This window comes from Micromonospora sp. NBC_01392, from assembly GCF_045040125.1.
GTDB lineage: Bacteria > Actinomycetota > Actinomycetes > Mycobacteriales > Micromonosporaceae > Micromonospora.
On the sequence record NZ_CP109549.1, the window covers coordinates 2,727,555 to 2,740,818 of the forward strand.

Annotated in this window: 12 protein-coding genes; 5 read left to right on the top strand and 7 right to left on the bottom strand. The window is 72.6% G+C overall.

What is annotated here, in order from left to right:
* Positions 1–27: 27 nt before the first annotated feature.
* Positions 28–702 (top strand): GNAT family N-acetyltransferase, encoded by a 675-nt coding sequence (locus OG767_RS12540; RefSeq protein ID WP_405093552.1) that lies wholly within the window; start codon positions 28–30, stop codon positions 700–702.
* Here the strand turns inward: OG767_RS12540 and OG767_RS12545 are convergent.
* A complete protein-coding gene (locus OG767_RS12545) occupies positions 642–1,226 on the bottom strand; it encodes a hypothetical protein (protein ID WP_405093553.1) in 585 nt (194 codons plus the stop codon). The two genes, OG767_RS12540 and OG767_RS12545, sit on opposite strands and share 61 nt — an antisense overlap.
* A 155-nt stretch (positions 1,227–1,381) precedes the next feature.
* Here OG767_RS12545 and OG767_RS12550 point away from each other — a divergent pair, with 155 nt between their 5' ends.
* Positions 1,382–2,758 (top strand): serine/threonine-protein kinase, encoded by a 1,377-nt coding sequence (locus OG767_RS12550; protein WP_405093554.1) that lies wholly within the window; start codon positions 1,382–1,384, stop codon positions 2,756–2,758.
* Between the two features lie 8 nt (positions 2,759–2,766).
* On the opposite strand, the gene OG767_RS12555 is transcribed toward OG767_RS12550, so the two are convergent.
* From OG767_RS12555 to OG767_RS12570, 4 genes are all read right to left on the bottom strand, one after another.
* Positions 2,767–3,327 (bottom strand): hypothetical protein, encoded by a 561-nt coding sequence (locus OG767_RS12555; RefSeq protein WP_405093555.1) that lies wholly within the window; start codon positions 3,325–3,327, stop codon positions 2,767–2,769.
* The gene (locus tag OG767_RS12560) at positions 3,320–3,859 is read right to left on the bottom strand and encodes an RNA polymerase sigma factor (RefSeq protein ID WP_405093556.1); all 540 of its coding nucleotides are present in this window, start codon (positions 3,857–3,859) and stop codon (positions 3,320–3,322) included. Before OG767_RS12560 ends, OG767_RS12555 begins: the two co-directional genes overlap by 8 nt.
* Positions 3,860–3,995: 136 nt before the next feature.
* Positions 3,996–4,940 carry a permease prefix domain 1-containing protein gene (locus OG767_RS12565; protein ID WP_405093557.1) on the bottom strand — a complete coding sequence of 315 codons (945 nt, stop codon included), beginning with the start codon at positions 4,938–4,940 and terminating at the stop codon, positions 3,996–3,998.
* Complete coding sequence (locus OG767_RS12570) at positions 4,937–5,278, bottom strand: PadR family transcriptional regulator (protein WP_405093558.1); 342 nt, start codon at positions 5,276–5,278, stop codon at positions 4,937–4,939. The genes OG767_RS12565 and OG767_RS12570 overlap by 4 nt, the downstream gene beginning before the upstream one ends.
* 189 nt (positions 5,279–5,467) lie before the next feature.
* Between OG767_RS12570 and dnaE the strand changes: the two genes are divergently transcribed.
* The 3 genes from dnaE to OG767_RS12585 all read left to right on the top strand — a co-directional run bounded on the left by dnaE (position 5,468) and on the right by OG767_RS12585 (position 11,402).
* Positions 5,468–9,001, top strand: a complete 3,534-nt coding sequence (dnaE, locus tag OG767_RS12575; protein WP_405093559.1) for a DNA polymerase III subunit alpha — start codon at positions 5,468–5,470, stop codon at positions 8,999–9,001.
* A 38-nt stretch (positions 9,002–9,039) separates the two neighbouring features.
* Positions 9,040–9,945: a hypothetical protein gene (locus tag OG767_RS12580; protein WP_405093560.1), complete on the top strand. Its 906-nt coding sequence runs from the start codon at positions 9,040–9,042 to the stop codon at positions 9,943–9,945.
* 419 nt (positions 9,946–10,364) lie between these two features.
* The gene (locus OG767_RS12585; protein ID WP_405093561.1) at positions 10,365–11,402 is read left to right on the top strand and encodes an aminotransferase class V-fold PLP-dependent enzyme; all 1,038 of its coding nucleotides are present in this window, start codon (positions 10,365–10,367) and stop codon (positions 11,400–11,402) included.
* A gap of 54 nt (positions 11,403–11,456) precedes the next feature.
* Here the strand turns inward: OG767_RS12585 and OG767_RS12590 are convergent, their stop codons facing one another.
* Together OG767_RS12590 and OG767_RS12595 are read right to left on the bottom strand one after the other, a co-directional pair.
* Complete coding sequence (locus OG767_RS12590; RefSeq protein WP_405093562.1) at positions 11,457–11,966, bottom strand: peptidoglycan-binding protein; 510 nt, start codon at positions 11,964–11,966, stop codon at positions 11,457–11,459.
* 90 nt (positions 11,967–12,056) lie between these two features.
* The gene (locus OG767_RS12595) at positions 12,057–13,229 is read right to left on the bottom strand and encodes an acyl-CoA dehydrogenase family protein (protein WP_405093563.1); all 1,173 of its coding nucleotides are present in this window, start codon (positions 13,227–13,229) and stop codon (positions 12,057–12,059) included.
* Positions 13,230–13,264 lie beyond the last annotated feature (35 nt).

Sequence of the window (13,264 nt, forward strand, 5' to 3'; positions counted from 1 at the left end):
GGCGCTGGCAGCCCGTAGCCTGCCGGGGTGCTCGTACCCGATCTGCCGTTGCGGACCGCGCGCCTGGTGCTGCGTGCCTTCACCGCCGACGACCTCGCCGTGGTCCGGGACTACCGGGGCCGCCCGGAGGTCACCCGGTTCCTCTACCACCAGCCGTACGACGACGCCGCCGCCCGCGCGGCGATCGACCGGCTGGTCCGGCGCACCGCGTTACGCGCGCCGGGCGACGTGCTCAACCTGGCCGTGACGCTGGCGGACACCGGCGTGTTCGTCGGTGACGTGCTGCTGACCTGGACCAGCGCGGAGCACCGGCAGGGCGAGATCGGTTACGTGGCCCATCCCGACCACACCGGCCACGGCTACGTGACCGAGGCGGCCCGGGAGTTGTTGCGGCTGGGCTTCGAGGGCCTGGGCCTGCACCGGATCGTCGGCCGGTTGGACGCCCGCAACACCGCCTCGGCCCGGGTGCTGGAACGGCTGGGCATGCGTCGCGAGGCGCACCTGCGGGAGAACGAGTTCGTCAAGGGCGAGTGGACCGACGAGGCGGTCCACGCCCTGCTGGCGCGGGAGTGGCGGGAGGCGGCCGGAGCGCCGCGCCGGGCGACCGGGTCGCCCGGCGCGATGCCGTCCCAGGGCGGGGATCAGCAGGGGGACCCCCGACGGAAGCCCGCCTCGACGAAGGACGCCGGTCCGGCCTCGTAGTAGCCGACTCCGGGCCGGATCGGGTGGCCGGTGAACAGCTCCACCCGGGACCCGAACCGGACCAGGTACGCCTCGGCGTCACCCGCGTCGTTGCGGATCAGGCTCCCGCGCGTGCCGTAGATGTCCTCCAGGGCGGCGAAGGACATCCCCACCGACGCGCCGGCCGGGGAACGTGGGGGGACGGTGGCGGTGCCGACCGACGTCAGTCGCCCGTCACGGAAGCCCAGCATTATCTTGCCGGCCCACGCTCCGGTCACCCCGGCGTACGTCACGCCGGGGCAGCCGGGCGCCGTCCAGTCGATCAGACCGGCGGCGACGAGCCGGTCCAGCCGGGCCCCGATCCGGTACGGGCCCGCGCCGCCGACGCTGAGCACCTCCACCTCGGAGGCCGGACCGGGTGCCGGCGCGGTGTCGCCGATCGCCCGGGACGTCGACGCGGCGGCGGCCGGTGCGGCGACCTGCATCGGGGCCAGCGTTGCGAGCGTCAGCAACCCGGCGAGGACGGTGGACGAGAGACGGTTCATGGCGTTCTCCTTCGGTCGGGACTCCCTGTCCTGTTGGTCTCCGGCCGGCCCGGTTCGGTTCACCGCTGGCCGATGACAAGTGGCCGACGGCTGGTCGGGGGTGCCGGCTACCGTCGGAAGGGCGGTCGACGGGGTGGCGACCCGGAGGTGATGCGATGGCCACACCGATGCGGATCGGGGCGTACCGGGTGGAGCGGCTGCTCGGGACGGGGTCCTTCGCCACGGTCTGGCTCGCGTACGACCCGGCGCTTGAGGACCGGGTGGCGATCAAGGTGCTGGCCGAGAACTGGAGCCACGACCTGCGGGTGCGGGAGCGGTTTCTCGACGAGGCGCGGCTGCTGCGGCGGCTGGACCACGACCGTGTGGTCCGGGTGCACACCGTCGGCGAGCTGCCCGACGGCCGCCCGTACGCGGTGCTGGCCTGGGCGGACGGTGGCAGCCTCCGGGACCGCCTGGCACGCGGACCGCTGCCGGTGGCCGAGGCGGTGACGCTGCTCGACGAGATCGCGGCGGGGGTGGCGGTGCTGCACCGGCATCGGGTGGTGCACCGCGACCTGACCCCGAGCAACGTCCTCTTCCACTCGGGACCGGGCCGTGAGCGGGTGCTCATCGCCGACCTGGGGCTGGCCAAGGCGCTCGCCTCCGCTTCCGGACTGACCGCCCGGGCGGGGACACCCGGCTACATGGCGCCGGAGCAGGACCACCCGCTCGCGGTCGTCGACACCCGCGCCGACGTGTACGGGCTGGGCCGCCTCGGGCTGCGGCTACTCGGCGAGGTGCCGGCGCCGGTCGGTCCGGCCGACGACCGGAGGGCCGCCCGGGTACGGCTGCGGGCCGGGGTGCCGCCCGCGGTGGGCCCGGTGCTCCGCACGGCCACCGCCGCGCGGCCGGCCGACCGGTACCCGGACGCGGCCGCGTTCCGGGTGGCGCTCCGGGGTGCCGCCGCCGGCCGGCCCGCCGGTCCCGTCGGCCACGTCCCGCCGCCGCGCCGCCGCCTCGCCACCTCGGCGGCGGCCGTCGCGGTGATGTTCGTCGCCGGGGGAGCGGTCGCCGGGGACACCGCTCGCCCCGGCCCGGGCGTCGCGGTGGGCCGCAGCGGGCCGTTGACCGTGGTCCTGCCGACCGGATGGCGGGCCGAGGGCACCGGCTGGGCCGGGCAGTACGGTGCCGACGGTGAGCTGGAACCAGCGTTGGTGCTGTCCCCGGATCCCCGGCACTGGGCGGCGGACCCGGGTCTGCCCGGCGCCTTCGTCGGTCTCTCCGCCGGCACGGCCCGCCGTACCGGTCCGGCCGGCTTTCTCGCCGAGCGACCGCACGCCGACTGCGTCGCGGCTCCGCTGCGCAGGACCGGGCAGGGTGGCATCGAGTGGCTGGTCGCCACCTTCGCCTGCCCCACCGGACGGCCGGTGATCGTCGAGGCCGCCGGGCTCGCCGCGGGCTCGTCCGGCCTGCTCTACGTGCAGCTCACCCCGCCGGGGGACGGCGGCCCGGCGTTCGTCGACGCGCTGCTCGCCGGGGTGCGGGCCCGGTAGGCCACCGGTCAGACCACCACCACGGTGATCGGGTACGTCCGATCGTGCTGGGGGACGGTGACCACGACGGTGCCGGCGCGGACGAACCTGATGTCCACCACGCCGGCCTCGTAGCTGCGCGAGACCAGGTCCTCCCGGTCGACGGTGACCTGACCCGGTCCGATGCCCAGGATGCGCAACACCCCGCCGGCGGCGAAGCAGAGCGACCGCACCAGCGCCAGCTCGGTCTCGGCGAGGTCCAGGTCGTGGCGGACAGCACCGAAACACGCGGTGGGCGCCGTGGTGCCGGATGGTGGGGTGGGACGGGCCGCCGGAGTGCGGGCCGGCGTACGCGCACCGCGACGCGGGTCCGGCGCGTCGGTCCTCGACGGTGTCGGAACGGGCGCGGTGACGGTGGACGGCGGGGCGGCGACGCCGGGTGGCGTGGTGGCGACGGTGCTGGCCACCGGCGGCCGTACCGGCAGCGGTGCGACCGGATGGTCGAAGGAGCAGGCCGAGGCGCCGGCGAGGAGCACCAGCGCGCCGAGGGCGGCACCGTGCCGCCGGGCCGTGCCGGCCGGCTCAACCATCGGACAGCCGCTGCCGGAGCTGCCGGCGGGCCCCGTGGACCCGGGACTTGACCGTCCCTTCCGGCACGTCGAGCAGGCCGGCGATCTCCCGGTAGCCCAGTCCCAGCACGTCCCGCAGGGTCACCGCCTCGGCCAGGTCGGGCGGGATCGCGTCGAGGGCGTCGAGCAGGTCGAGCCGGGTGCCGGCGACCACGCTGGTCCGGCGGGGGTCGGGCGGATCGGGCAGGGGCACGCCGCCGGCCTCCACCTGCCACCGTCGCCGCAGCGAGCGGTAGGTGGAACGGGCCCGGTTGGCGGTGATCCGGTAGAGCCAGGTGCGGAAGGACGACCGCTCCTCGAACCCGGTGATGCCGTGGGCGAGCGCGAGCAGTGCGTCCTGGCAGGCCTCCTCGGCGTCCTGCCGGTGGGGCAGCAGGCGAGCGCACTGCCGGAGCACCTCGGGCCGCACGGCGACCAGCAACGCGTCGAGTGCTCTCCGGTCGCCGCGGGCCGCCGACCGGGCCAGTTCGTCGGTGCCGTCCGGGAGGGGCATCAGCTCGTCCAGTGCTCGCCGGTGGGCCGGGATCCCAGGCTATGCCCGTGGTCGCCGGGCCGTCCCGGACGAGTCGGGCAGCCGACGGTGCCGGCCCCGGCCCGACGCAGACGGTGCGTCGGGCCGGGGCCGGGTCTCAGCGGGCGGCCCGCCGCGCCTTGACCATGCTGTCGATCACGTCCCAGACCGCGATGACCACGGTGACCACGACGGCGACGCGGGCCACGTCGTCGGCCCCGCCGTCGCGCAGCCAGGTGAACCGTTCGATCAGCTCCGGGTTGAGCAGCCGGTCGGTGAGCAGCAGCCAGACCACCGGACCCGCGAACGCCAGGTTGAGCAGCGCGTTGACCGCCACCAGCGGCCAGGTCCAGCGGCCGGCCCGGTACTTCGCGACCTCCAGGCCGACGGTGGCCAGCAGCACCACGATCAGGGCGGGGAGCCAGAAGCTCCACAGTGCCGGGTCGAGCACCGGCAGCCGGGAGCCGTCGCCGCTGGCCCAGTGCTGGAAGTGCTGCCCGACCAGGACCGCGACGGTGCCGAGCAGGAAGACGGCCGAGGCCACGCTGTCCGGCTGGCTGATCTGCCGGTCGCGGGTGTCCTCGGGGAGCTGGTCGACGGTCCACTCGGGCAGGCCGAGCGGCGCCCGGGTGCGCTCCAGGACGGCGAAGCTCAGCGTCACCCAGAACGCGACCTGCACCGCGGTCTGGAGCGCGACCGAGATCGCCGCGCCGATGGCCCGGCCCGGCTCGTCGCCGACGGTGGCCGTGACGAGACCGGTGATCACGCCGACCGCCGCCGGGATCCAGGTGAGCAGGGTGCGCAGCACCCGCCACCAGAGCAGGTAGTAGCGCGGGCCGATGAGCTGGAGCGTGCGGTCGCTGTAGCGGGCGGCGAGCTGCTCGGGGCGGCCCATCTCGGTGAGCACCTCGCGCTCGGCGGCGGCGTGGTCCTGCCCGCCGGCGGTCCGGTCGTCGATCATGTCGGCGATGGAGGCGCGCAGCTCCTCGGCGAGCTCGGCGCGGCGCGGCGCGGGCACGGTCCGCAGCGTGGCCGCCAGGTAACGGTCGGTCAGGGAACTCATCGCCCTACTCCTTCGATCAACTGGGTGACGGACGTCCGCACCGCGGTCAGGTCGTCGAGCAGGCGGCCCAGCACCGTCTCGCCGTCGTCGCTGGTGCGGTAGAACTTGCGCGGCCGGCTCTCCTCGGTGTTCCACGCGCTGGTGAGCAGGCCCTGTTCCTCGAGCCGGCGCAGCAGTGGGTAGAGCGTGTTGGCGTCGACCGCGAAGCCGTGCGCGGCCAATCGTTGCAGCAGGGCGTAGCCGTAGTCGGGGCGGCGCAGGGCGACCAGGCTGGCCACCACGACCGTGCCGCGTCGCAGCTCCTGGAGATGGGTCCGGAGGACCTCGTCGCTGACCATGCGTCACACGATACTGTGTGCCACACACTATGGCAACCGGATACAGCATCGTGTGGCGTACCTGCCGGGTCGTCGGAGAGACGACCACCACCACCGTCCGCGTGGCCAATGGAGCCGCCGAGATCACCTCGGTAGGGTGGGTCGGTCGACTCCGACGCAGCTTGATCCACAACCCGGGGGGCGCCACGCATGGGCGATTCGTTCGCGCATCTGCACGTACACACCGAGTACTCGATGCTCGACGGTGCGGCCCGCCTCAAGGACCTGTTCGCCGAGGCGGCGCGGCTCGGCATGCCGGCCGTGGCGATCACCGACCACGGCAACATGCACGGCGCGAACGACTTCTACAAGCAGGCCATGGCCGCCGGCGTCAAGCCCATCCTCGGCGTCGAGGCGTACGTGGCGCCGGAGTCGCGCTTCCACAAGGCGCGGGTCAAGTGGGGGCGGCCCGAGCAGAAGAGCGACGATGTCTCCGGCAACGGCGCCATCACCCACATGACCATGTGGGCGGCGAACCGCACCGGCCTGCACAACATGTTCCGGCTCAACTCCCGCGCCTCGATGGAGGGCCACTACGTCAAATGGCCCCGGATGGACATGGAGCTGATCGCCGAGCACGCCGAGGGCATCATGGCCACCACCGGCTGCCCCTCCGGCGCGGTGCAGACCCGGCTGCGGCTCGGTCAGTTCGACGAGGCGCTCAAGGTCGCCGCCGCGTACCAGGACATCTTCGGCAAGGAGAACTACTTCCTGGAGATCATGGACCACGGCCTCGACATCGAGCGCCGGGTCCGCGACGGGCTCACCGAGATCGCCCACAAGCTCGACATCCCGCCGGTGGTCACCAACGACTCGCACTACACGCACGAGGCGCAGGCCGAGGCGCACGACGTGCTGCTCTGCGTGCAGACCGGCAGCAACGTCGCCGACCCCAACCGGTTCCGCTTCGAGGGCGGCGGCTACTTCGTCAAGTCCGCCGACCAGATGCGCGCGGTCGACTCGTCCGAGCTGTGGCAGCAGGGCTGCCGCAACACGCTGCTGGTGGCCGAGAAGGTCGACCCGACCGGCATGTTCACGTTCCACAACCTGATGCCGCGGTTCCCGATCCCGGACGGCGAGACCGAGGAGTCCTGGTTCCGCAAGGAGACGTTCGCCGGGCTCAAGCGCCGCTTCCCGAACGGCATCCCGGAGGGCCACGTCGTCCAGGCGGAGTACGAGCTGGGCGTCATCATCCAGATGGGCTTCCCGTCCTACTTCCTCGTGGTCGCCGACTTCATCCAGTGGGCGAAGAGCCAGGGCATCGCGGTCGGCCCCGGCCGTGGCTCGGCGGCCGGCTCGCTCGTCGCGTACGCGCTGGGCATCACCGACCTGGACCCGATCCCGCACGGCCTGATCTTCGAGCGGTTCCTCAACCCCGAGCGCGTCTCGATGCCGGATGTCGACATCGACTTCGACGAGCGTCGGCGCGGCGAGGTGATCAAGTACGTGACCGACAAGTGGGGTGAGGACAAGGTCGCGCAGATCGCCACGTTCGGCACGATCAAGGCGAAGGCCGCGATCAAGGACTCGGCCCGGGTCCTCGGCTTCCCGTACGCGGTCGGCGACCGGATCACCAAGGCCATGCCCCCGGCGGTGATGGGCAAGGACATCCCGCTCTCCGGCATCTTCGACCCGAAGCACCCGCGCTACGCCGAGGCGGGTGAGATCCGCGGCCTCTACGAGACCGACCCGGACGTCAAGAAGGTCATCGAGACCGCGAAGGGCATCGAGGGCCTGATCCGGCAGACCGGTGTGCACGCGGCCGGCGTCATCATGTCCGCCGAGCCGATCATCGAGCACATCCCGCTGATGCGGCGCGACGCCGACGGCGTCATCATCACGCAGTTCGACTACCCGACCTGCGAGTCGCTCGGGCTGCTGAAGATGGACTTCCTCGGCCTGCGCAACCTGACCATCATCGACGACGCGGTGAAGAACATCCAGCTCAACCACGGCAAGGAGCTGGACCTGCTCGGCCTGCCGCTGGACGACAAGCCGGCGTACGAGCTGCTCGCGCGCGGCGACACGCTGGGCGTGTTCCAGCTCGACGGCGGGCCGATGCGCTCGCTGCTGCGGATGATGAAGCCGGACAACTTCGAGGACATCTCCGCCGTGCTGGCGCTCTACCGGCCCGGCCCGATGGGCGTCGACTCGCACACGAACTACGCGCTGCGCAAGAACGGCCTCCAGGAGATCACCCCGATCCACCCGGCGCTGGAGGAGCCGCTGCGCGAGATCCTCGCCCCCACCTACGGCCTGATCGTCTACCAGGAGCAGGTGCAGCGTGCCGCGCAGATCCTCGCCGGCTACACGCTCGGCCAGGCCGACCTGCTGCGCCGCGCGATGGGCAAGAAGAAGAAGGAGATCCTGGACAAGGAGTTCGTCCCGTTCCGGGACGGCTGCCGCGCGAACGGCTATCCCGACGACGCCATCCAGGCGGTGTGGGACGTGCTGGTCCCGTTCGCCGGCTACGCGTTCAACAAGGCCCACTCCGCCGCGTACGGCCTGGTCTCCTACTGGACCGCCTACCTGAAGGCGCACTACCCGGCCGAGTACATGGCGGCGCTGCTCACCTCCGTCGGCGACGACAAGGACAAGATGGCGCTCTACCTGTCCGAGTGCCGCCGGATGCGGATCCAGGTCCTGCCACCGGACGTGAACACCTCCGCCGGCCCGTTCACCCCGGTCGGCAAGGAGATCCGCTTCGGCCTCGGCGCGGTCCGCAACGTCGGCGCGAACGTGGTCGCCTCGATCATGCGCTGCCGCGAGGAGAAGGGCGAGTACGCCGACTTCTACGACTTCCTGTCCAAGGTCGACGCGGTGGCCTGCAACAAGAAGACCATCGAATCGCTGATCAAGGCCGGCGCGTTCGACTCGCTGAAGCACCCGCGCAAGGCCCTGCTCGCCGTGCACGCCGACGCCATCGACGCGTACGCCGACGTCAAGCGCAAGGAGGCGGTCGGCCAGTACGACCTGTTCGGCGCCGGGTTCGGCGACGCGGACGCCGGCGGCAGCACCACCGTCATGCCGGTCATCGCGGACAGTGAGTGGGACAAGCGCGACAAGCTGGCGTTCGAGCGCGAGATGCTCGGCCTGTACGTCTCCGACCACCCGCTGTTCGGCCTGGAACACGTGCTCGGCGCGGCGGCCGACACCACCATCGCCGCGCTGTCCGAGGAGGGCACCGTGCCCGACGGCGCGGTGGTCACCCTCGCCGGCATCCTCTCCGGCGTGCAGCGCCGGGTCACCAAGCAGGGCCGGGCCTGGGCCTCAGCCACGCTCGAAGACCTCGCCGGCGGCGTCGAGACGCTGTTCTTCCCCAACACCTACGAGGTGATCGGGCAGTACATCGCCGAGGACGCGATCGTGGTGGTCAAGGGCCGGGTGGACCGCCGCGACGACACCCCCCGGATCATGGCGATGGACATGTCCATGCCGGACGTCACCAGCAACCCGGCGAACAAGCCGGTCACGCTGACCATCCCGGTGCACCGCTGCACGCCGCCGCTCGTCGAGCGGCTGAAGGAGACACTGGTGCTGCACCCCGGCGACACCGAGGTGCACGTCAAGCTGCTCAACGGCGGCAAGGTCACCACGCTGCGTCTCGGGCCGTTCCGGGTCGCCGCGACCACCGCGCTGATGGGTGACCTGAAGAGCGTCCTGGGCCCGGCCAACGTGAGCTGACCGAGCGGCCCGGGCGGTGATCGGGCAGCATCGAAGGGATGCCGCCCGATCATCTGCTGCACGTCCGTGACCTCGTGCCCGACGCGCTGGCCTGCCTGCGCGAATGCCGGTCCGCGCCGGCCGACCGCTGGCCGCGGCACTGGCGGTCCGGCTACCTGGACCGGCACCCGGACGTGTTCCGGGTGCTCGACCGTGACGGCGACTGGTCCGAACCGGCGTCCGTGACCGCCGCCGTGGCCGGGCTCCGCGACCGGGTCGCCGACCTGGCCGCCCGCGCCGAGGCGGTACGCGGACTGCTGCCCGCCGGCGTCGCGGACGCGGCCGGCGCGCTGGGCTGGTCCGGTCAGGGTGGACCGGTCGAGTGCGTGGTGCTGGTCGGGCTGCACCAGGCCAACGGCTGGGCCGACGACCTGGGCGGTCGCTACGCGCTCTTCCTCGCCGTCGAGCGCCTCGGCCCACCGGACGACGACGGGCTGCTGGTGCGGCACGAGGCCGCGCACGTGGTGCACGACCGGCGGGCCGGGATCCGCCGCTGGCCCGAGCACGGGGTGGCGACCCATCTCTTCGCCGAGGGACTGGCCACCCAGGTCACCGCCGAACTCGACCCGGGCCGGCCGCCGGAGGCGTACCTCTGGTTCGGTCGTCCCGGCCACCGGGCCTGGCTGGACGAGTGTCGCCACCGCTGGCCGGAGATCCTGGGCCGGGTCCGGGCCGACCTGGACGCCACCGACCCGGACCACCACGCCGCCTACTTCCTCAAACGGGACTCGCCGCTGCGCGGCGACCTGCCCGCGCGCTGCGGCTACCTGGTCGGCCTGGCGGCGGTGCGGCGACTGCGGGCGCGGCACGGCCTGCCCGAACTGGCCGCCTGGCCGCTGGACCGGGTCCGGGCGGAGCTGGCGACCGCGCTCGCGGACCTGCCCGCCCCTAGGGCGGGGAGGTGACCAGCACGAAGTGTCTGCTGGTGCGCATGTCTCCACTTTCGGCCATAGATCAACAGGTACGGTTTTTTCGTGCAGCTCGGGTACCAGTTCCGGCAACGCGGTGGCGACCGTGCTGGTCGGCACCTGGACCGGAGAGTTCGATCGGGAGCAGGCCCGCGCCGTGCTCTCCGGCGACCGCCCGTTCGACGAGACCAGCACCCCCTGACCCCACCCCACCCCACCCCACCCTCGCCCCACCCCACCCCTCACGCGATCTTGCACCTTGTGCCCCCGCAAAACGGACGAAGCGCCCACCGAGGGGGCCGAAACCGCAAGATCGGCGAGGGAGTGGGGGAGGGGAGGGAGGGACGGGGTGGGGTGGGCCACGGGGGTGGGATTGGCGGTTTTGGGTGGGGGGTGGGGTGGTTAGCGTCGGTGACATGGAGCTGGAGCAGGCACGGAAGTTGTGGCAACCGGAGCCGGGCTGGTTGAACACCGCCACCTACGGGCTGCCGCCCGATCCGGTGTGGACGGCGATGCAGCAGGTGCTCGCCGACTGGCGTACCGGACGGGTGTCGTTCGAGGTGTGGGACGAGTCGGTCGGGCGCTCCCGGGCCGCGTTCGCCCGGCTGGTCGGCGTGGACGCGGCCGACGTGAGCATCGGCGCGGCCGTCTCCCAGTTGGCGGCGCCGATCGCGGCGTCGCTGCCGCCGGGCGCCACGGTGGTGGTGCCCGAGGTCGAGTTCACCTCGATCCTGTTCCCCTGGTTGGTGCAGGAGGAGCGCGGCGTGCGGGTGCGCACCGTCCCGCTCGACGGCCTGGTCGACGCCATCGACGCCGGGACCGACCTGGTGGCGTTCAGCCTGGTGCAGTCCGCCGACGGCACGGTCGCCCCGTACGACGAGATCGTCGCGGCGGCCCGGGCACACGACGCGCTCGTGGTTGTCGACGCCACCCAGGCCTGCGGGTGGCTGCCGTTCGCGGCGGACCGGGCGGACGCGGTGCTGGTGGGGGCGTACAAGTGGCTGATGGCGCCGCGTGGTGCGGCCTTCGCCTACCTGGCGCCGGCGCTGCGCGAGCGGATGCGTGCCGACGCCGCCGGCTGGTACGCCGGCCGCGACCCGAGCGCCTCGTTCTACGGCCTGCCGCTGCGGCTGGCCGACGACGCCCGCCGGTTCGACATCTCCCCGTCCTGGCTCTGCTACGCCGGCGCGGCTCCGGTGCTGGAGCTGCTCACCGAACTCGACCCGGTGGCGGTGCGCGACCACGACGTGGCGCTGGCCAACCGGTTCCTGGCCGGGCTGGGGCGACCGCCCGGCGACAGCGCGATCGTCACCGTCGAGGTGCCGGACGCGCAGGAGAAGCTGGCCCGGGCCGGGGTGCGGGCGGCGGTGCGGGCCGGCCGGGTGCGCGCCTCGTTCCACCTCTACACCACCGAGGCGGACGTGGACCGGGCGATCGAGGCGCTGACCGACTGACCAGGCGGAGCGGCCGGCGTGCCCGGAGTGGGCCGCCGGCCGCTCCGCCCACGTTCAGGAGCAGATGTTCGCCGACGTGTAGGAGAGCAGCCGCCACTCGAGGTCGGGACCGAGGGTCATGTCCCACCTGCCGTCCGCCTGGCGTCCGAGGTAGATGAATCTGCTGCCGACGCCGTCGTAGTAGAACCAGCTCTCGTAGACGCTGAGGCGGGTCGCCGCCCTGGCCAGCGTCCTGGAGCCGACGACGCCGTCGCTGACGAGACCTCGGGCGCTCTGCCACTGCTTGGTGGCGGCCGTCGTCGCCGGCCCGAACCGGCAGTCGACGCCGGAGCGGGCGAGATACCCGTCGGCCCACAGGATCATCTGCCACATGGCGACGACGTTGCTGTGCGAGCGCGTCGACGCGGAGACGGGACCCTCGTCCCCCCAGTCGTCGGTCCAGGTGCCGGAGCCCGCGACGTACCCCTGGCTGACGTTGGCCGACGCCGGTCCGGCCGACATCGCGAGAGTGCCGAACGTGACGACGGCCATCGCCGCCACGACGGCTCTGGTTCGAGTGCGCATGAGCGTCCCTTCTGCCTGACGGTGGTTGTGCCGGAGACACGTGTCGCGAGCGGCTCCGGTTGCTCTCCGTCAGGGTTCGGACACCCCGATTCAGGCCAGGTGGCCGCCGATCCTCGTGTAGCCGCGCAGCAGGTCCCGCGCGATGATCAGCCGTTGCATCTCGTCGGTGCCCTCGAAGATGCGGTACAGGCGCACCTGCCGGTACCAGCGCTCGATCGGCAGCTCCCGGGTGTAGCCCATGCCGCCGTGGATCTGGAGCACCCGGTCCACCACCCGGTTGACCATGCCGGCGCCGTAGAGCTTGCCCATCGAGGAGGCGTGCCGGGGGTCCAGCCCCTGGTCGACGGTCCAGGCCGAGCGCAGGATCAGCCAGCGGGCGGCCTCCAGCTCGGTCTCCGAGTCGGCGATCATCCACTGGATGGCCTGGTTGGTGGCGATCGGCGCGCCGAACGTCTCCCGGGTGTTGGCATGGTCGATCGCCATCTGGAGGGCCCGCTCGGCGATGCCGATCGCGTGCGAGGGGATGGTGTAGCGGCCCTTGCCGATCCACTCCATGCCGAGCGTGAAGCCCTGCCCGATCTCGCCGAGGATGTTTCGGTGCGGCACCCGTACGCCGTCGAAGACCAGCGCGGCGGGGCCGCCCTCGCCCATCGTCGGGATGAACTCCGACCGCCAGCCCATCGCGCGGTCGACCAGGAACGCGGTGGCGCCGCCGCGCCGGGCGCCCTTCTCCGGGTCGGTGACCGCCACCACGATGGCGAAGTCGGCGTCGTCGCCGTTGGTGATGAACGTCTTCTCGCCGTCGAGGATCCAGTCGTCCCCGTCGCGGCGGGCGCGCAGCTTGATGTTCGCCGCGTCCGAGCCGGCCCCCGGCTCGGTGATGGCGAAGCAGGAGATCCGGTCCCCGGCGATGGTGGGGAGCAGGAACTCGCGCTTCTGCGCCTCGGTGGCGTGGAACAGGATGTTGTCGGCCTCGCCGCCGAAGCGGAACGGCACGAAGCTGCGCCCCAGCTCGGTCCAGATCAGCGACTGCGTGACCGCCGGCAGCGCCATCCCGCCGTACTCCTCCGGGGTGGCCAGCCCCCAGAAGCCGAACGTCTTCGCCTTGAGCTGGAGTTCGCGCAGCTCGGTGCGGTCCAGGCCGGGGCGGTGGGCGCGTTCGCGACGCAGCAGCTCCGCCTCCAGCGGCATCACCTCGCGGGTGACGAACGCGCGGACGGTGTCGCGGATCGCGCGTTCCTCGTCGGACAGGGCGAAGTCCACGGTGCCTCCTCGGGTCGGCGTCGGCTCCAAACTAG